Annotated in this window: 14 protein-coding genes; all 14 read left to right on the forward strand. The window is 58.7% G+C overall.

Features of this window, described 5'->3' with window-relative positions; genetic code table 11:
* Positions 1-269 precede the first annotated feature (269 nt).
* The 14 genes from rfbF to K2O50_RS07665 are packed head-to-tail and all read left to right on the forward strand — an operon-like array spanning position 270 to position 18588.
* Positions 270-1040: a glucose-1-phosphate cytidylyltransferase gene (gene rfbF, locus K2O50_RS07600; protein WP_050706696.1), complete on the forward strand. Its 771-nt coding sequence runs from the start codon at positions 270-272 to the stop codon at positions 1038-1040.
* Entirely contained in the window at positions 1022-2095 is a 1074-nt protein-coding gene (rfbG, locus tag K2O50_RS07605) for a CDP-glucose 4,6-dehydratase (RefSeq protein ID WP_050706695.1), read from the forward strand. Before rfbF ends, rfbG begins: the two co-directional genes overlap by 19 nt.
* Entirely contained in the window at positions 2092-3414 is a 1323-nt protein-coding gene (rfbH, locus tag K2O50_RS07610; protein ID WP_050706694.1) for a lipopolysaccharide biosynthesis protein RfbH, read from the forward strand. Before rfbG ends, rfbH begins: the two co-directional genes overlap by 4 nt.
* Entirely contained in the window at positions 3414-4109 is a 696-nt protein-coding gene (locus K2O50_RS07615; RefSeq protein ID WP_050706693.1) for a sugar phosphate nucleotidyltransferase, read from the forward strand. Before rfbH ends, K2O50_RS07615 begins: the two co-directional genes overlap by 1 nt.
* Positions 4106-5470 carry a CBS domain-containing protein gene (locus K2O50_RS07620; protein ID WP_050706692.1) on the forward strand — a complete coding sequence of 455 codons (1365 nt, stop codon included), beginning with the start codon at positions 4106-4108 and terminating at the stop codon, positions 5468-5470. The genes K2O50_RS07615 and K2O50_RS07620 overlap by 4 nt, the downstream gene beginning before the upstream one ends.
* On the forward strand, positions 5467-7365 hold the full coding sequence (locus tag K2O50_RS07625; RefSeq protein WP_050706691.1) for an N-acetylneuraminate synthase family protein: 1899 nt from the start codon (positions 5467-5469) through the stop codon (positions 7363-7365). The genes K2O50_RS07620 and K2O50_RS07625 overlap by 4 nt, the downstream gene beginning before the upstream one ends.
* A gap of 43 nt (positions 7366-7408) precedes the next feature.
* The gene (locus K2O50_RS07630) at positions 7409-9196 is read left to right on the forward strand and encodes a thiamine pyrophosphate-binding protein (protein ID WP_082337810.1); all 1788 of its coding nucleotides are present in this window, start codon (positions 7409-7411) and stop codon (positions 9194-9196) included.
* Position 9197: 1 nt separating this feature from the next.
* Positions 9198-9959, forward strand: a complete 762-nt coding sequence (locus K2O50_RS07635) for a TylF/MycF/NovP-related O-methyltransferase (protein ID WP_050706690.1) — start codon at positions 9198-9200, stop codon at positions 9957-9959.
* Positions 9952-11040 (forward strand): FkbM family methyltransferase, encoded by a 1089-nt coding sequence (locus K2O50_RS07640; RefSeq protein WP_050706689.1) that lies wholly within the window; start codon positions 9952-9954, stop codon positions 11038-11040. Before K2O50_RS07635 ends, K2O50_RS07640 begins: the two co-directional genes overlap by 8 nt.
* Complete coding sequence (locus tag K2O50_RS07645) at positions 11033-12343, forward strand: FkbM family methyltransferase (protein ID WP_050706688.1); 1311 nt, start codon at positions 11033-11035, stop codon at positions 12341-12343. Before K2O50_RS07640 ends, K2O50_RS07645 begins: the two co-directional genes overlap by 8 nt.
* 60 nt (positions 12344-12403) lie before the next feature.
* On the forward strand, positions 12404-13051 hold the full coding sequence (locus tag K2O50_RS07650; RefSeq protein ID WP_050706687.1) for a class I SAM-dependent methyltransferase: 648 nt from the start codon (positions 12404-12406) through the stop codon (positions 13049-13051).
* Positions 13048-13965 (forward strand): nucleoside-diphosphate sugar epimerase/dehydratase, encoded by a 918-nt coding sequence (locus tag K2O50_RS07655; RefSeq protein WP_050706686.1) that lies wholly within the window; start codon positions 13048-13050, stop codon positions 13963-13965. Before K2O50_RS07650 ends, K2O50_RS07655 begins: the two co-directional genes overlap by 4 nt.
* 5 nt (positions 13966-13970) lie before the next feature.
* The gene (locus K2O50_RS07660; RefSeq protein WP_256206019.1) at positions 13971-15053 is read left to right on the forward strand and encodes an NAD(P)-dependent oxidoreductase; all 1083 of its coding nucleotides are present in this window, start codon (positions 13971-13973) and stop codon (positions 15051-15053) included.
* A gap of 52 nt (positions 15054-15105) precedes the next feature.
* Positions 15106-18588, forward strand: a complete 3483-nt coding sequence (locus tag K2O50_RS07665) for a glycosyltransferase family 2 protein (RefSeq protein WP_177330857.1) — start codon at positions 15106-15108, stop codon at positions 18586-18588.
* The last annotated feature ends 160 nt before the right edge of the window (positions 18589-18748 follow it).

The raw sequence follows: 18748 nt of genomic DNA on the forward strand, positions 1-18748 counted from the left end.
GACGCCGTTACGTGCTGGCGACTCTCTGTGTGATTACACAAGCCTGGATTTACTGATCCCCCCATTGAACTGATTGAGCTAAGCACAGCCCGGCATCCTGCCGGGCTGTGCATCCGGGCTTGTCGGCCAATCTCGTGCGGGCGAATCGCTAGGCGGTGCTTTACCCGGGCGCGAGTTGGCAGTCTTTTTGCTAAGTCTGCTCAAGTAGCTGAATTGGTCAGTATTTTGTCAGCCCGTCCAGGGTAGCGGCCTTCCAAGGTAAGTCGACAATGAAAACAGTCATCCTGGCCGGCGGCCTGGGTACACGCATCAGCGAAGAGTCGCATCTTCGTCCCAAGCCGATGATCGAGATCGGCGGCAAGCCGATCATCTGGCACATCATGAAGATTTACTCCCACCATGGGATCAACGATTTCGTGATCTGCCTGGGCTACAAGGGCTATGTGATCAAGGAGTACTTCGCCAACTATTTCCTGCACATGTCCGACGTGACCTTCGACATGTCGGAAAACCGCATGCACATTCACAACCGCAACGCCGAGCCGTGGCGGGTGACGCTGGTGGACACCGGCGAGAATACCGCTACCGGCGGGCGGATCAAACGTGTGCGCGACTATGTTGGTGACGAGACCTTCTGCCTGACCTACGGCGATGGGGTTGCCAATGTCGATATTCCCGCGCTGATCGATTTCCACAAGAACCACGGCAAGCTGTCGACCGTTACCGCAGTGCAGCCGCCCGGGCGCTATGGCGCGCTCGATGTGCGGGGCGAGCAGGTGCAGGGCTTCCAGGAGAAGCCCCTGGGTGACGGCGGCTGGATCAACGGCGGTTTCTTCGTGCTGGAGCCGGGCATCTTCGACTATATCGACGGTGACGACACCACCTGGGAATACGAGCCTATGCGTGCGCTCGCCCAGGACGGCCAACTGATGAGCCATACCCATCGCGGTTTCTGGCAGGCCATGGACACCCTGCGTGACCGCAATTACCTCGAAGAGCGCTGGAAGTCGGGAGAGGCGCAATGGCGGGTATGGCCGTAAGCCGCGATTTCTGGGTCGGGCGTCGGGTATTCCTGACCGGCCACAGCGGCTTCAAGGGCGGCTGGCTGGGGCTGTGGCTCAGCCAATTGGGTGCCGAGGTGTATGGCTATTCGCTCGCACCGGACACCCAGCCTGCGCTCCACCAAAACGCGCGCCTGAACGAGTGCATGGCGGGCGAGTTTGCCGATATCCGCGATGCCGGGCACCTGGTGCGCAGCCTGCAGGCGTTTCGCCCCGAAGTGGTCCTGCACCTGGCCGCGCAACCTTTGGTGCGAGAGTCGTACCGGACCCCGGCGGACACCTACGCAACCAATGTCACCGGCACCCTCAACCTGCTCGAGGCTGTGCGCCAGTGCGATACGGTGCGTGCGGTACTGGTGGTGACCAGCGACAAGTGCTACGAAAACCGCGAATGGTTCTGGCCTTATCGCGAGCAGGATGCCCTGGGCGGCCATGACCCCTATAGCAGCAGCAAGGCCTGCGTCGAGCTGTTGTGCGCGTCGTGGCGCGATTCCTTTCTGCGCGAGCGTGGTGTCGCGTTGGCGACCGCCCGTGCCGGCAATGTAATCGGTGGTGGCGACTGGTCGGCAGACCGCCTGTTGCCGGACATCCTGCGTGCCTGGGACGCGGACGAGACGCTGACCCTGCGCTATCCGGGCGCGGTGCGGCCGTGGCAGCACGTGCTCGACCCCCTGCACGGCTATCTGCTCTTGGCCCAGGCGCTGGTCGAGCGCGGCCAGGCGGTGGCCCAGGCCTGGAATTTCGGCCCCGACAGCCAGGGCACGGCCACCGTCGGCGAGGTGGTCCAGGCCATGGCCGGGCTGTGGCCAGGCGAAGCGCGCTGGACGGTCGAGTCGCTCGGCCAGCCCCACGAGGCCGGGCTGCTCACACTTGATTCATCCCGGGCCCGTCAGCTGTTGGGCTGGCGCCCGCGCTGGGGCTTGCCGCAGGCCCTGCAACGAACCCTTGATTGGCATCGTGCCTGGCGCGACGGCCAGGACATGCAGCAATACAGCCGTGTGCAGATCGCGGCATATGAAGGCGAAAACCAATGACTGATCAAACGGCGCAGCAGTTGCGCCAGCAAATTGCCGAACTCGTCGGGCGTTACGCCGAACTGGAATTGGCAACGCCGCAGTTCGTGCCTGGACAGCATGCCGTACCGCCGTCGGGCAAGGTCATCGGTGCGCCGGAGTTGCAGGCCATGACCGAGGCGGTGCTTGATGGCTGGCTGACCACTGGCCGTTTCAACCAGGCTTTCGAAAAGCGCCTGGCCCGTTACCTGGGGCGCCGTGGCGTACTGACCGCCAACTCCGGGTCGTCGGCCAACCTGCTGGCGTTTTCCGCGCTGACCTCGCCGCGCCTGGGTGATCGTGCGATCCGCAAGGGTGATGAAGTCATTGGCGTCGCCGCCGGTTTCCCGACCACGGTCAATCCGATCCTGCAGTTCGGCGCGGTGCCGGTGTTCGTCGATATCGAGATGGGCACCTACAACATCAACCCGGCGTTGATCGAAGCGGCCATCGGCCCGCGTACCAAGGCGATCATGCTCGCCCACACGCTCGGCAACCCGTTCAATCTCAAGGTGGTGCGCGAGTTGTGCGACCGCTATGGCCTGTGGTTGATCGAGGACTGCTGCGACGCCCTGGGTGCGACCTACGATGGCCGTCAGGTGGGCAGTTTCGGTGACCTGGGGACGCTGAGCTTCTACCCGGCGCACCATATCACCATGGGCGAGGGCGGCGCGGTGTTCACCGACTCGCCGTTGCTCAAGCGCATCGTCGAGTCCTTCCGCGACTGGGGCCGGGACTGCTACTGCGGCCCAGGCGAGGACAATACCTGCAGCAAGCGCTTCTGCTGGCAGCTTGGCGATCTGCCGCAGGGTTACGACCACAAGTACACCTACTCACACCTGGGCTACAACCTGAAGATCACCGATATGCAGGCCGCCTGCGCCTTGGCGCAGATGGACCGAGTGGATGACTTCATCGCTGCGCGCAAACGCAATTTTGCCTGGCTCAGCGATCGCCTCGCCGGCTGCACCGAGCAACTGATCCTGCCTCATGCGACACCGAACAGCGATCCGTCCTGGTTCGGTTTCCCGTTGACCCTGCGTGACGAGAGTGGCACCGAGCGCCTGGACCTGCTGCGTCATCTCGATGCGCAGAATGTCGGCACGCGCCTGCTGTTCGCCGGCAACCTGACTCGCCAGCCCTACATGAAGGATCAGCAGTACCGTGTGGCCAGCGACCTGAGCGTGACCGAGAAAGTAATGAACGACACCTTCTGGATCGGCCTGTGGCCGGGGCTCTCGGAGAATCATCTGGAGCATGCGGCCCGCAGTATCGAAACCTACGTGCGGAGGCTGCGTTGATGCGCGCCTACGTCCTTTGTGGCGGCTTTGGCACGCGTCTGCAGAGTGTGACCCAGGGTGGCCAGAAAGCCCTGGTGCCGGTGCATGGCGCGCCGTTTCTGCAGGGCGTGCTGGGCCAGCTGGCACAGGCAGGCATCTCCCAGGTGGTGCTGTGCGCTCATTACCGTGCGGACCAGATGGCCGATCAGCTTGATGCCTTGGCCCAGGCCAGCGGTCTGGAGCTGCGACTGGTGGTCGAAGCCGAGCCGCTTGGCACCGGCGGCGCGTTGTTGAATGCCTTGGGCGAGCAGCCAGCTGATGGACGTTTTCTTGTGCTCAATGCCGACACTTACCTGGATGCACCCGCCTACCGCTTGGCGGTGGAGGCAGAAGGGCATGCCATCGTCGGCGTCAAGGTCGAAGAGCGCAGCCGCTATGGCAGCCTGGCGACTGATGCCGCAGGTCACCTGTACGCTATCGAGGAGAAGGGTGCAAACGGCCCGGGCGTGATCAATGCAGGTGTCTACGCGTTCACCGCCACGGCGTTCGTCGACCAGACCGTGCGCGCCTGTTCCCTGGAGCGCGAGCTGCTGCCAACGCTGCTGGGGCGTGAGTCGATTGCCGTATGCCAGTATCAGGGTCGCTTCATCGATATCGGCACGCCTGAGTCGTTTGCCCGCTACTCCGCAGATTTCCACAGGGGCGCCGCGCAATGACCTCACTTGTCCAGACCTTGAGCATCAGCGATCGGCACAGCATCCTCGATGCGGTCGAGCGCATCGAGGCCGGCACCCTGCAGATCGTCTTCGTCGTTGATGAAGCCGGATGCCTTGTGGGCGTGGTAACCAACGGCGACGTTCGCCGCCACCTGCTGCAGGGGGGGCAGACCGACCTGCCGGTGACCGCCTGCATGAACCGCCAGTTCCGCGCCGTGCCGGTCGGTACCTCGCGCGAGGAGCTGCTCAAGCTGTTTGACCTGGGGTACATCGCCCTGCCGGGTGTGGATGCCGAGCATCGCCTGGTAGAGGTCTATACCCGCCAGTTGGCCGCCAGCCCCGAAGTGCCAGTGCTGGCCCGGGCCCGGGCGCCAGTGCGCATGAGCTTCTGCGGCGGTGGCACCGACCTGACCTATTTCTTCATCGACCACCCGGCTGCCGTGCTGAGCTGCACCGTGGGCCTGTACGCCCATGCCACCCTGGTACCGCGCAATGACCGGCAGATCAGCATCCATGCCGAGGACCTGGGCCAGGAAGAACATTTCGACTCCCTGGCCGATCTGTTGGCGGCCGACGGCAAGAGCCTGCTGGCGACCATCATCTCGGTGATCAAGCCCAGCTACGGCTTCGACCTGTTCCTGCGCTCGGACTTTCCGGTGGGGTCGGGGCTTGGCGGTTCTTCGGCAGCGACCACGGCGACCATCGCGGTGTTCAACGAGCTGCGCCAGGATCGCTGGAGCACCTACGAAATCGCCGAGCTGGCGTTCCAGGCCGAGCGGTTGTGCTTCGGCATTGCCGGCGGCTGGCAGGACCAATACGCCTCGGCCTTCGGTGGCTTCAACCTGATCGAGTTCGAGAACCAGCGCAACCTGGTGCATCCGATCCGACTGGAAGATGCGATCCGCAACGAGTTCGAATCCTGCCTGCTGCTGTGCAACACCGGTATTTCCCACGACTCCGGGCGGCTGCATGAACAGCAGCGCGAAGAGATCGAAGCACAGGACAACCAGACCGATCTGCTGCACGCCAGTGTGACACTGTGTCGTCGTATGCACCGTCATCTCATTCGAGGCGAACTGCATGGCGTGGGCCTCTGCCTGGACGAAGCATGGCGCCTGAAAAAGCGCTTTTCTTCAGGGATCAGTCATGGGCGTCTCGATGAGATCTATGAGTCCGCAATCGCGGCCGGCGCAGTTGGCGGCAAGCTGCTGGGAGCCGGTGGTGGTGGTTTCTTCCTGTTCTATGTGCAGCCCCAGTCGCGTCAGCGCGTGATTCGCGTGTTGAACGGATTGGGCTGTCAAACCCAGAATTTCCGCTTTGAATCCAGCGGCGTAACCTCATGGCGAGCGAAAATCCAATGACTTCCATTCTTCTTGACGGCATCCCGCTGGGCGGCGAGCGCGTCTATGTCATTGCCGAGGTGGGCAACAACCACAACGGCTCCCTGGAGCTGGCACGACAGTTGGTGGACGCGGCCATTGCGGCTGGTGCGGACTGCGTCAAATTCCAGTTGCGCAACCGCGAGGCGCTGTACCGACGCAAGGCCGATGGCTCGCGGGCCGAAGATCTTGGCGTGGAATACATCCAGGACCTGCTGGACAAGGTCGAGCTAAGCCTCGATGAACACCGTCAGGTGCGTGCGTATTGCGCACAGAAGGGTATCACCTACCTGTGCACACCTTGGGATGAACCGAGTGTCGATGCCTTGGCCGAGTTCGATGTGGCGGCGCTGAAGATTGCCTCGGCGGACCTGTGCAACCCCTACCTGATCGCCAAGGCGGCCAGCCTGGGCAAACCGTTGATCCTGTCCACGGGGATGTCGTTCGAGCATGAAATCATCCGTGCGATCGAGCAGCTCAAGGCGTTGGGCACCCCCTTTGCGTTGCTGCATTGCAACAGCGCCTATCCGGCGCCGGAGTCCGACATCCAGCTGGGGTATCTGCGACGCCTGCAGGAGCTGCACGACCTGATCGGTTACTCGGGGCACGAACGCGGCACCGCCATCACCCTTGGCGCCGTTGCGCTGGGCGCCAGGCTGGTGGAACGGCACATTACTCTGGACCGCGACATGGAGGGGCCTGATCACCTGGCCAGTCTGGAGCCGACCGAGTTCCGCCAACTGGTCGACGGCATTCGCCAGTTGGAACTGGCGCTGCCATGGCAAGGTCCTGGCCGGCATGCCAGCCAGGGGGAACTGCTCAACCGTGAAAACCTCGGCAAGAGCGTGATTGCCGCCCAGGATATCGCACGCGGTTGCGTGCTTGAGTCGCACATGTTGCGCGTCGCGAGCCCGGGCCAGGGATTACCGCCCTATCGACTGCCGGAGCTGCTTGGCAAGGCTGCCCAGCGCGATATCGCCTTGGGTGACTTCCTGTTCGAAAGCGACCTGGAAGAACAGCAAGCTGAGCAGCGGCTGGAGTTCCAGATGCCGATTCGCTGGGGGGTGCCGGTGCGTTATCACGACTTCCTTGACTACCGTCGTCGAATTCAGCCGGACTTGTTCGAGTTCCACCTGTCGTACCGCGATCTCAGCCTGGCGCCGCAGTCGTTCCTTGCGCCGGTCGACTGTTCGCGTCTGGTGGTACATGCCCCCGAGTTGTTCGAGAACAGCGAGTTGCTGGATCTGGTGGCCGATGATCCAGCCTATCGCCAGCGTTCCATCGACAACCTTCAGCGCGTGGTGGATGCGACCCAGCAGATTGGCGAGTTCTTCACCCATGCCGATGCCCGCCTGATCGTTGCCAACATTGGCGGGTTTTCCGCTGACGCTCCGCGTCCGCTGGCTGAGCGTGAGCAACTGTACGAACGCTTCCATGAGTCGTGCGCGCGCATTGACTTTGGCTCGACAGAACTCATTCCGCAGAACATGGCACCGTTCCCTTGGCACTTCGGCGGCCAGCGTCACCAGAACATCTTCATGATGCCTGACGAGTTGGCGGCCCAGGCCCGTGACAATGGAATGCGCCTGTGTCTGGACCTGTCCCACCTGCAAATGACCTGCTTCCATTTCGGCCTTGATTTCCAAGAGGCGCTGACCTTGCTGCTGCCGTATTCGGCGCATCTGCACGTGGCTGATGCCAAGGGTACCAATGGCGAAGGCGTGCTGATGGGGACGGGTGATATTGACTGGCCTTCGGCGTGGGCGCGGGTCAAGGCGCACCCTCAGGTGAGCTTCATTCCGGAAGTGTGGCAGGGGCATAAAGATCACGGCGCAGGGTTTTGGTCGGCGCTGGCGTTTTTGAATCAATTGAATTGAGCCGAACGCTCGGCGGATAAGGGTTTGAGGGATGGGAAACAAAATGCGTGTAGCTGACTACATCATGAATCGATTGGCAGAGCTTGGTATCAAGCAAGTTTTCTTCCTGCCAGGTGGTGGTGCCATGCACCTGAACGATGCGCTGGGGCGCCACCCCGATCTTGAGCCAGTGCTGTGCCTGCATGAGCAAGCGTGCGGTGTTGCCGCCGAAGCAGCCGGCAAACTGTCTGGCGGCCCCAGCGCTTGCATGACCACCTGCGGTCCGGGTGCGACCAATGCTGTAACCGCCACGCTGGGGGCATGGTTGGATTCTACCCCGGTATTTTTCATTTCCGGTCAGGTAAAAACTGCTGACCTCAAGGCCGACAGTGGGCTGCGCATGTTGGGCGTGCAAGAGGTCGATATCGTCTCTATCGTGTCATCGATTACCAAGCGTGCAGTGACGTTAACCGATCCCGAGGCGGTAGCCGAAGTGTTCGATGAACTCGAACACGCCGCGCTCACTGGGCGCCGCGGTCCGGTCTGGCTGGATGTGCCGCTTGACGTTCAAGCGGTCCAGATCGATCCCTCCACCCTGCGCAGGGCGCAATTGCCGACACCGGCCAAGTCTGTCGAGTTGGCTGGCCCCGTAGCCCGTACTCTTGAATTGCTCAAGGGGGCCAAGCGTCCGGGGATTATTGCGGGAAGTGGCATTCGCATGGCTGGAGCGGTCGAGGCCTTCCGCCAGTTGGCGCAGAGTGCTGGCGTGCCGGTAATGCCGACCTGGCTGGCGATGGACCTGATCGAAGATGAGCACCCTCTCTATGGCGGCCGTCCGGGCTCCATCGCGCCGCGCTGGGCCAACTTCACACTGCAGAACTGTGATTTGCTGATTGTCCTCGGCTCACGACTTGACATGGCGTTGACTGCCTACAATCACGCTCACTTCGCACCCAAGGCGAAGAAAGTTGTGGTCGACATCGATCCAGCCGAAATCGCCAAGCTGCAGATGGAAATAGAGTTGCCAGTCGTATCGGACGTCAAGCCATTCATCGAGCAATTGCAGGCGGCGATTGACGTGGAATGTCTGCCGGACTTCGCCGCTTGGCGTGAGCAGATTGCAAGCTGGCGTGCGCGTTATCCATTGCTGCAACCAGAGCATGCTGACGATAGCCAGGGCGTGAGCATGTATCACTTCAGTGATCGACTCTCCGATCTGTTGAAGGAAGGGGATGTGATCGCTCCGGGCAGCTCCGGATTTGCCTCCGAGTTGTTTCTGCTGAATCTGCGTCTGAAAAAGCATCAGCGATGCTTCCATAACCGAGGTACCGGATCAATGGGCTTCGGAGTGCCTGCTGCCATTGGCGCCTGCCTGGCGGCGGGGCGCAAACAGACGATCTGCGTCGATGGTGACGGTGGTGTGCAGATGAACATCCAGGAGTTGGCAACCTTGGCCGCGCAGAAGCTGCCGATCAAGGTATTTGTCATCAATAACCAGGGTTATGCCTCGATACGTACATCGCAAAGTGCGCATTTCAAGTTGCTGGTGGGGGCCGATGCCAGCAGCGGCCTGCAACTGCCAGACTTGCAGCAGCTCACGGCGGCCTACGGAGTAGGGTATTCACGCATCGATAGTCATATGGCACTCGACGAAAAGCTGATGGAGGTGCTTGATCGCGATGGTCCGGTCGTTTGTGAGGTGGTGGTGCAGGTCGAAGAAGCCCGGGTGCCTCGCGTCATGACCCGCATCAACGAACAGGGCAAGCCGGAAACTGGGGCGTTGGAAGATTTGTACCCGTTCCTCCCTCGCGACGAGTTTGCTGCACAGATGGCCGTGTCGGAGCGTGATTGAGATGGCATGGCTCAAGAAAAAACTGACAGGTCTCAGCTATCGCTACCTACGCGGCACTACTCCATGGTCCCATGATCGTTCGCCGGAAATCCGTCATGAACGATTGCTGCCTTATGCCAGCTATGCCCCTTGGCATGGCGATCAGGCTTTTGTCAGAGCCCTTGGGTTGGTCCAGGCCAATACGTTGGTCGATAAGTATCGTCTTTATGAACTCTGGTCACTGGTACGGCAACTGGATGGTTTGGAGGGGGACTTTCTCGAGGTTGGCGTCTGGCGAGGCGGTTCGGGCTGCCTGCTGGCGCTGGCCAACCAACGTGCAGGGCGCCAGGTGTTCTTGGCGGATACCTTCTCCGGCGTGGTCAAGGCGGGTAGCCAGGACACCCGTTATCAGGGGGGGGAGCATGCTGACACCGATGTGCAGTTGGTCGAAAGCCTGGCCGCGAAATGCGGTGTTTCGGACAGTGTGAAACTGCTCAAAGGGATGTTCCCTGAGCAAAACGCGGAATGCGTGGCAGGTCAACTAGCACTACTGCATATCGATGTCGATGTTTATGACTCGGCGCGTGACGTTTTGATTTGGGCGTTGCCGCGTTTGTCGACCGGTTCCGTGGTTGTCTTCGATGATTATGGTTTCTTTGGCTGCGAAGGTGTCACCCGCTTGGTGAATGAGTTCATTGCCGAGAATCCTGATTTCCGCTTTGTGCACAATCTAAACGGGCACGCCGTGCTCGTGCGGGTGGCCCAAGGGGTCAGTCATGTTTGATAGGCAGAGCCACCGGCAGTTACTGATTTACGGCGCGCGCCTTGCGGGTCAGCGGGTACAGGCTTACCTGGCGGATCGTGACATTGGGGTTGATGGTTACCTTGACAGAGACGAGTCACTGTTCGAGGTGGATGGAATTCCTGTCATGACCGCCGGTAAGTGGGCCGACCGGCATGACCCATCGGAAGCCTGTGTGATCATAGGTTTGTTCAATAACTATGTAGATGTCGCTCAAGTCGTGCGTGACTTGCAATTGCTGGGCTTTGGGCGCGTCATGAGTCTTGTGGAGTTTGTCAATTATTTTCCTCAGGACCAGCCGTTTCGCTACTGGCTCGTCGAGGGCAACTTCTACAGAGCGCATGCTGACCGGATTGCCTACCTGCGAGCACACTTGGCTGACGAGACCAGTCGGCAGTTGCTCGATCGTATCGTCGAGTTCAGGACTTCCGGCAACTACCAATGCCTTCCCCCGCCCTCTGGGCGCCAGTACTTCCCAGCGGACTTGCCTGATTGGCCTCAGCCATTACGTTTCATCGACTGTGGGGCCTATATCGGGGATACGGTCATGGAAATGCGTGAGGCCGGTATGGACTTTGCGGCGGTCGCTTGTTTTGAACCTAATCTTGAGTATTACTCGACGCTGTCCCGCAGTGTGGCTGGCCTGAATGTCGTTAATTTTCCTTGTGGGGTTTCGAACCACAATCGCCGTGTCGGGTTCGACGGTGCTCTTGGTGCTGGCGGGCACTTGGCGGAGTCGGGTGCAGATACGGTCACCTGCGTGTGTATTGACGACGCAGTGCCGGGTTTCGCGCCCAATCTGATCAAAATGGACATTGAGGGGGAGGAGCCGCAGGCGCTCGAAGGAGCACGGCAAACGTTGGTGCGGCATCGGCCCAATCTCGCCATCAGTGTTTATCACCGTGCCGAGCATCTCTGGACAATCTTCGAGCAGTTGCAGGGGTATGCCTTGGGCTACCGCTTCTATTTACGTTGTCATGCGCAGAGCACATTCGACACCGTTCTTTACGCCGTAACATCCTACAAAGCAAATATGCAGGCCGAGGATTCGCCCCATGGATAAGTTTCAGGATATCGCGTCCTTGTTTGGTGAAGACTGGGCGGAAGGAAAAAGTATAAAGCTACAGCTTGATGTGAACGGTGAAGTGCTGCCCCTCACGGTTCGTCTTGGTTTGAATACGCCGATTGCGGCTAGCGAAGGCGTCAGCCTGCGTTCTCCTGACAAGCTGGATGTTCTGAAGCGAGTGGGGGAATTCCCCGCTATGTCCGAATTGCTGTCAAGGGCGCCGTCCGACTTTCCCTATGAGGCGCTGGAAAGGCGGCTGCAGGCCAAGATATTTATCTTCGGTGCTCATCAAGTTGGGGTGTTGCTGGCGAGGCTTTATGCGGAGCGTGGTGGGCAGATTGACGCGTTCCTAGACAACGATGTTGCCAAGCACGGTTCTCAAATCGATGGAATACCGGTGTTGGCGTTTGATCGTAATAACATGCCAGAGGATGCTCTGATCGTACTGGGCAGCGGGCGTTACAGTGCGGTGATCGAGCAGGAGCTGCGAGCGCTGGGCTGGAGCAACATCATGACGAAGCAGCAGTTCCTGGCTGCTATTGATGCGCCTTACATTACCGAGAGTAGCTTCCGAAACTACCGGTCCACAGTGATTCGGCAGCGAGATGCTTTCTTATCAGCATTCCTCTGTCTGGATGATGAGCGTTCCCGTCAGGTTTTCGATGGCCTGATAGCGCAACGGCTGCATTTTGGACATGCCGCACAAGAGATTCGCTCACCCTTCGCAGATGAGTACCTGGAAGCAGACTTCGTCTCTCAGCTTGACACTCGGCATTATGTCGATGCGGGTGCATATAACGGCGATACGTTGGCCAGACTGGAGGCTAGATTCGGGCAGGTTGAGAGCGCCCTGTTGTTCGAGCCGGAGACCCTTGCCTTTCAGGCGTGTCGCGAAAGGTTTAGAGACCGAGCAGGGGTCAGAGCGCTGCAGGCTGCAATGACCGAGCAGCATTGTGAACTTCCTTCCCCTGCAAGCAACAGTTGTGACGTATTGGGCGAATTGTCCGCTGAGTCGCAGCATTGCGCCCCCACGAATGTGGTCGGATTGCCGTTGGACGAAGTGGCTGACTCTGCTATCACAATGATCAAGTTCGATATTGAAGGCGGAGAAGAGGGGGCGCTCAAAGGTGCTCGCCAAGTCATTTTGCGAGATCGTCCGAAGCTGTGTGTCTGTGCCTACCATCGCAGTGACGACTTGTGGAAACTGGTCGATACGGTCCTGTCGATACGGGGCGATTACAAGGTGGGTGTAAGACACTACTCCGATATCGTCGACGACACCACGCTGTACTTTTATTGATGCTCCGGCTCGTGAGTGATTTCACGATTGATTAATAACGCTGAAAGGGTTGCTCGCTCGATGAGTTCCATATCCACTCCCGCTGATCGCCAAGCTTACTGGGACGATTTTTACAGCCGCCAGGACGTCGCGCTACCCCTATTGCCTTCGCAGTTTGCGGTCTTTGCCGCTAGTGATTTCCCCGGCGTGGACAGCGTTGTCGAGTTTGGTTGCGGCAATGGGCGAGATAGTGAGTTTCTTGCCATGACTGGTCTTCAGGTGTTGGCGCTCGACGCATCGTCTGAAGCGGTGGAGCTTTGCCGGCAGCGAACTCGAAGTGCCAACGTCAGGTACGAGCACTGCAGTGTCCAGAATAGTGCTGAAGTGCTTCGCGCATTTGTGGCTGATAAGCGTCGTGTTGTGGTTTATGCGCGTTTCTTCTTGCACGCAATCGACGAGGCGATGGAGGCGGTGTTCATGGACCTGCTGGCCACTGGGCTACCTACTGGAAGTCTGCTGTATTTTGAGTATCGGACCAAGGAGGACGAGCAGGTTCAAAAGAAATTTGGCCAGCACTACCGCCGTTACATCGATCATGAGGCGTTGATCTGCAAGTTGCGAGCGCTTGGCTTCTCGCTAGATTACCAAGTTCAGGGCCGCGGTTTTGCCAAGTATCGTGACGAGGATGCATTGGTCGGACGTTGCGTTGCAGTGAAGGAGCAGCCATGATTCCAATTGATTTTAAGGGCAAGCGTCTGGTCCTGTTCGGCGCGGGGCGTGTGGCTCGGCTTATGTTCTCCCGGTTTCCGGAACTGAATGTGGTTGCCTTTGCAGATAATGACAGCGCAAAACATGGCACTTTTGTCGGCAAGGTGCCTGTGGTGCAACCTGAAGCATTGCGCCATCTGGAATACGACCTGGTAGTGATCAGCACGGGCTGGTGGGAAAGTATCACTGCCCAGTTGCAGGCTCTTGGGGTGGCCCCTTCGAGGATTGTGCTTCCGCCAAAGAACATGCTGGCGATCAATAATGGTGAGAAACCATTTTCCCATGCGCCGACCAAGGCGCTGGCTTTGGAGGTTCTAGGGTGTGTGGCCGATTTCAGTGCGCGTCATGCCATTCCCATCATGCTGGATTTCGGCACTTTGTTGGGTGCGGTCCGTGATGGTGATCTGATTCCATGGGACGATGATATCGATTTTTCTTTAAACGACCATGCGTATCCACTCTTCGTTAATCACTTGGCTGATTTGAAAGTCGCGTTACCCAAGCCTGCGGGTTGTGATTTGGACATGACAGTGCTCGAGGCAGAAGACCTCATCACCGGGGTTGCAGTTACCTATAGGAATGCTGTCGGGTGTAACGCCATCGTGCCGTTCGAGATAGGTTTCATGCGTCGTGTGATTGAAAATGGCCAGTCCGTAACCAAAGGGGCGGGGCCTTCGTTTATCGCGCCTGAGGTGCATTTTCACAACGTTGGAAGCATCACCTTCCTCGGCAAGCAGTTTTGCACGCCTGATGATGCACTAGGTTATTTGTCCTATGTTTACGGGGATTGGAAAACTCCTAGGCAGGATGTGACGTTGGCAGAATACCCCATGCAAGAGTCCGAATATCTTGAAACTTCCCGGACATTGGTTTGATCGTTGTGGATAGCATTTCGCGAACATTGTTGCCGATACCTGAAGCGTTGCTTCCTCTTCTGGCCAGTCTGGGGTTGCGTGATGCTTTTGCTGGAAAACACTTGCTTATTACCGGAGGTACCGGCTTTTTTGGTAAGTGGTTGCTTTCCGTGCTAGCTGAACTCAATCGCCAAGGGGCCGAAGTTACGGTAACGGTCGCTTCTCGCGATCCGCAGCGATTTCTATCTAGTTGGCCTGTTTGTCGTTATTTCACTTGGCTTGATTGGATTCCCGGAGACATCAGGGAGTTATCTGCCCTGCCTGGTCGGAATGCGGATTTTATCTTGCATGCGGCGGCAGATACGAGTGCTGCAGCGGGTGACAGGCCACTCGAGTTGTTTCAGACCATCGTGCAAGGTGCGCAGCGAGTGTATGAGCTCGCCTTGCGAAGTGGGATGGCAAGGGTTCTGATTACGGGGTCCGGAGCGCAATACGGGAGCCTGCCGGTGAGTGGCGGAGTTTGTGAGACTTACGCCGGGGCCTGTAGTAGCAATACACCGTCAAGTGCCTATGGGGAAGGTAAGCGGGTCCAGGAAACTCTGGGTGCCCTCTATGGCCACTCTCACGGACTGGAGGTAGTGATGACGCGCTGCTTTGCCTTTGCCGGCCCAGGCCTGCCGTTGGACGGTCATTTTGCTATCGGTAACTTTGTCCGCGATGCATTGCTGGCTGACGAGGTAGTACTCAACTCCAGCGGTGAGGCCGTACGCAGCTATCTGCATGGTGCAGATCTGGCGATCTGGTTGTTGACCCTCTTGATAAAGGGCAAGTCGGGTGTTGCATACAATGTTGGATCCGATAGTGCCGTCAGCATTGCCGAGCTAGCCCGGCGTGTGGTTGCGCGACTGGCTCCGCACAAGACTGTGCGAGTGCTCGGGCGGCCAGAAGGATTGTCGCGCTCGAATTACGTGCCAGACATCTCGCGGGCTCGCGAATTGGGGCTGGAGGTATGGACCTCCCTGGATGCGTCGATCGACAGTATGGCTACCTGGGCCAGTCGGGACGGGACTGATAGCGTCATTGGCCAATCCCGCTCCATTTCTGAATGAGCCCAGTGCTGGGCATTTATTGTTTCTGCTGCTTGTGAACTCGAGGTCAACGGTGACACGCAAACTATTCTCCAAACGCTCACAGCCATACTACATCTATGCGCCGGATTATCGCCGCAGTTCTGCAGGTATTCGCGTTCTGCATATGTTGTGTGATGCACTCAACCGTTCGGGGCAGGAAGCTTATGTCACGACCCGCGTGCTGGAGCCGCAGTTGGTAACCCCTTACCTGACGGACGATATCATCGCGCTTCACAAATCTCAGCGGCTTGAACCTATCGTGGTTTATCCGGAGATCGTCGACGGTAACCCGCTAGGCGGAAAAGCCGTTGTTCGCTATCTGCTGAACAAGCCTGGGCATCTGGGAGGACGTGGCGAATATGCCAAGGATGACCTGATTTTCGCCTACACCCGGGGTTTGTTGCCTGCCGGTGTGTCAGAGCAAAACGTATTGTACTGTCCCGCCATTGACCTGAGCATTTTCCGTCCGCCGCTTGATGGTAATACCCGTGTGCCAGGCAAAGTATGCTATTACCAGGGGCGAAGCGGTCAGGCGCTCGTTGATCCCACCCTCCTACCGCCGGATGCGGTGGAAATAACACCCACGTTCCCGGGGTCCTGGGAGGCTCTGGCAAGCCTATTCCAGCAGTGTGAGTACCTCTATTTGGGAGAACGCTCGGGTTTGGCTGCCGAAGCCGTCTTGTGTGGTTGTGTATGTATTGTCATCCCTGGCAAATGGGCGCCTGAGCCATTATCCCTGTCTGAGAATAATAGCTATGGGACCGCGTGGGGAAATTCTCCCGAGGCTGTCAAGCGGGCTCGCGAAACCCTCCCGTTGTTGCATGCGCGTCAGGTCGAGCATCAATCGAGCTTCTGGTCTTCGCTTGATTACTTCATCGAGACGACTCAGGCGGTAGCCGAGTCCATGGCAATAGCTGACCGCTTCGGTAGGTTGAGTTGGTTGCGCGAGCGTGTTCCTGATGCCCAGCAACTCGCTCTGATTGCTCAGCGACTTGATAGCGCACAAGTGCCGCTTCTGGATGTGATCATCCTGAATGTGGAGGATAATTGCGATGCGTTGCAACGGAGTCTGGCCAGTCTAGCTGACAATACCTACATCCCTTCTCGGGTCTTTGTGCTGGGGGGGGAGTGTCTCGAGACTGCGGATGTCCAGTGGCTTGCTGTCGACACCTCGCCGAAGGTCGAGGTCATCAATGCCGCGATACGACAAAGTACAGCGAGTTGGGTGCTCCTGGTCGAAGCGGGAGTTGAATTTACTGATAGTGGCTTGCTTGTTGCTGCTCTCGACTTGCTGGATGCTCCTGATGATTGCCTGGCGGTGTACGCCGACGAGGTTTTGCGTGCGAAGAGTGGCGTCATCGACGTGCATTTCCGACCTGACCTGAGTCTGGATTTGCTGTTGAGTGATCCGGCGGGGCAATCGCGGCACTGGTTATATCGACGCGAGAGGTTGGAGCAGGCTCGATTCGCCGTTGAGGCGGGCGCGGCGTTCGAACTGGCCTACCAGTTGAGTCTGATCGAGCAGTTTGGGCTTGCCTGCATCGGGCATATCAATGAACCGCTGCTCATTACCGAAGAGTGGCAGGGGGCATCTCAATCTGATGAGCGTGCCGTGATTGAGCGGCATCTTCGAGCGCGCGGTTATCCCCAGGCTTGTGCCGCCGAAAAGCCCGGTGGTGGCTACAGGATCGATTATGCCCACGGTCAACAACCGTTCGTAAGCATCCTGGTTTATCTCGAAGGAAGCCTGGCACTTTGTCAGCGTTGTGTCGAAAGTCTTCTGGAAACTACCCAATATCCTCATTTTGAGCTTTTACTGATCGATCCCGGTATCGATGACGAAGCGACGTTGGCGTGGTTAGCCCTCATAGAGCAATTAGGCGCCTCTCGTATGAAGGTTGTGCGCTCGCCATCAGTCTCGAATCGGGCGAGCCATTGCAACGCCGCAGCCGAGTATGCCTGTGGTGACTTCTTGCTCTGGTTGAGTGCGGGTATTGGGGTTTTCGAAGGTAATTGGATGTCCCAAATGCTCAATCATGGCCAGCGTCCCGAGGTCGGGGCGGTCGGGGCCAAGCTGGTGACCGATGAGTTCAAGGTTTACCATGCCGGTCTAGTGCTGGGCCTTGGTGGTGAGGTGGGGCGTGCATTCACTGACTGGCCGGGTCAGGATGCCGGCTACATGGGGCGGTTGCAGGTCGACCAGAATTATTCCGCAGTAAGTAGCGAGTGTTTCATGATCTCGCGCGCTGTGTTTGTCGAGCTTGAGGGGTTTAGCGAGGATCCGTTGCTTGCGCCTTGGGTTGATGTTGACCTTTGCTTGCGACTCCGGCAGGCGGGGTATCTGAATGTCTGGACGCCTCACGCCCAGTTGCTCATCAGTCCTGTGCCGAGGCCGTCAGCAACTTCCGAGCAAGAGAATGCATTGTTCGAGCGCTGGCTTCCTCAGCTGGCAAACGACCCAATCTACAACTCGAATCTTTCTTTACGACGCGATCAAGCCTTTGTTCCTGACAATAATGTCATTGTCTGGCGTCCGACAAAGGGCATCTTGCCGACCGTGCTGGCCTATACGTCGGATACTCAAGCCTCAGCGCAGGACCGGCTGATCCAGCCTGGTGCACACTTGCGGGAGGCAGGAATGGTCGATGCCCTTGTATTGCAGAAACCATTGATGCCGGTCGAGTTGGAGCGACTCAAGCCTGATACTGTCATTTGGCAACGCCCGGTTGATGACGGCGCGTTGAGCTCCGCGCGGCGTCTGCGCACATTTTCCACTGCTCTGCAGATTTACGACCTGGACGGTTACCTGCCGCACATGGCAATCGGGAAATCCTACGATGCGGATGATCTTCTTCAGCGCTTACGCTTGGGTCTGATGCAGGCGGACCGGGTACTGGTGGCGACACCAGCCCTGGCAGACCTGGTGCAAGGGCATTGTGATGATGTGCGCGTGCTTCAGAGTGCACTGCCAACCAGTTGGCGAAACCTGAAAAGTCAGCGTCGGGTGGGTGATAAGCCGCGAGTCGGTTGGGTGGGAACGGCGGAGGCGGGTGAATTGCTTGCCCAGGTGGTACCAGCGCTGGTGACCGATGTCGACTGGGTGGTCTTGGGTGAATGTCCGTTGCATTTGCAGCCGTATGTAAAGGAGCAATACGCGAGTGTCGCTGCGGATAGGCTTCCTGCTGCCCTGGCCGCTTTGAACCTCGACCTGGCATTGGCGCCCATGCTTGAGAGCATGGCTAATGCCTGTGCGGGTAGCCAGCGTGTGTTGCAGCATGCAGCCTGCGGCCACCCGGTCATATGCAGTCGGGTAAATGGCTTTACTGGTGCCGATGCATTACCGCTGTCCAGGGCGGACAATAACGCAAGTGATTGGCTGCGGATGATCCGCATGCACCTGGCGGATCGAGATGCTTCGGCTGCCTTGGGTGATGCCCTGCAGGCTGCGGTGCGAGCGGATTGGCTGCTTGAAGGAGCGAGGCTGGAAGAGTGGCGCCGGGCTTGGCTTGCGTAAGTTGAAGGCGTGAGTCAAGCACCGGCTTCCCGTCAGAGGGCGAGTGGCGGTAGACATCAATAGGCGTTTCAGGGGGGGCACGTGCCAACTGTGAGTGATGCTTGTTCAAGCAGTGACTTGGCAGTCGAAACGTGCATCTCTAATCTATTGAGTCTGTGGG

The organism is Pseudomonas sp. 2hn, assembly GCF_019646095.1.
GTDB classification, from domain to species: domain Bacteria; phylum Pseudomonadota; class Gammaproteobacteria; order Pseudomonadales; family Pseudomonadaceae; genus Aquipseudomonas; species Aquipseudomonas peradeniyensis.

Excerpts from the sequence above, each read along its gene's own strand:
- K2O50_RS07635 (WP_050706690.1), top strand. The coding sequence starts at position 9,198 with ATGGCATGGCTCAAGAAAAAACTGACAGGTCTCAGCTATCGCTACCTA.
- K2O50_RS07655 (WP_050706686.1), top strand. The coding sequence starts at position 13,048 with ATGATTCCAATTGATTTTAAGGGCAAGCGTCTGGTCCTGTTCGGCGCG.
- rfbH (WP_050706694.1), top strand. The coding sequence starts at position 2,092 with ATGACTGATCAAACGGCGCAGCAGTTGCGCCAGCAAATTGCCGAACTC.
- K2O50_RS07620 (WP_050706692.1), top strand. The coding sequence starts at position 4,106 with ATGACCTCACTTGTCCAGACCTTGAGCATCAGCGATCGGCACAGCATC.
- K2O50_RS07630 (WP_082337810.1), top strand. The coding sequence starts at position 7,409 with ATGCGTGTAGCTGACTACATCATGAATCGATTGGCAGAGCTTGGTATC.
- K2O50_RS07625 (WP_050706691.1), top strand. The coding sequence starts at position 5,467 with ATGACTTCCATTCTTCTTGACGGCATCCCGCTGGGCGGCGAGCGCGTC.
- K2O50_RS07615 (WP_050706693.1), top strand. The coding sequence starts at position 3,414 with ATGCGCGCCTACGTCCTTTGTGGCGGCTTTGGCACGCGTCTGCAGAGT.
- K2O50_RS07640 (WP_050706689.1), top strand. The coding sequence starts at position 9,952 with ATGTTTGATAGGCAGAGCCACCGGCAGTTACTGATTTACGGCGCGCGC.
- K2O50_RS07645 (WP_050706688.1), top strand. The coding sequence starts at position 11,033 with ATGGATAAGTTTCAGGATATCGCGTCCTTGTTTGGTGAAGACTGGGCG.
- rfbF (WP_050706696.1), top strand. The coding sequence starts at position 270 with ATGAAAACAGTCATCCTGGCCGGCGGCCTGGGTACACGCATCAGCGAA.
- rfbG (WP_050706695.1), top strand. The coding sequence starts at position 1,022 with ATGGCGGGTATGGCCGTAAGCCGCGATTTCTGGGTCGGGCGTCGGGTA.
- K2O50_RS07650 (WP_050706687.1), top strand. The coding sequence starts at position 12,404 with ATGAGTTCCATATCCACTCCCGCTGATCGCCAAGCTTACTGGGACGAT.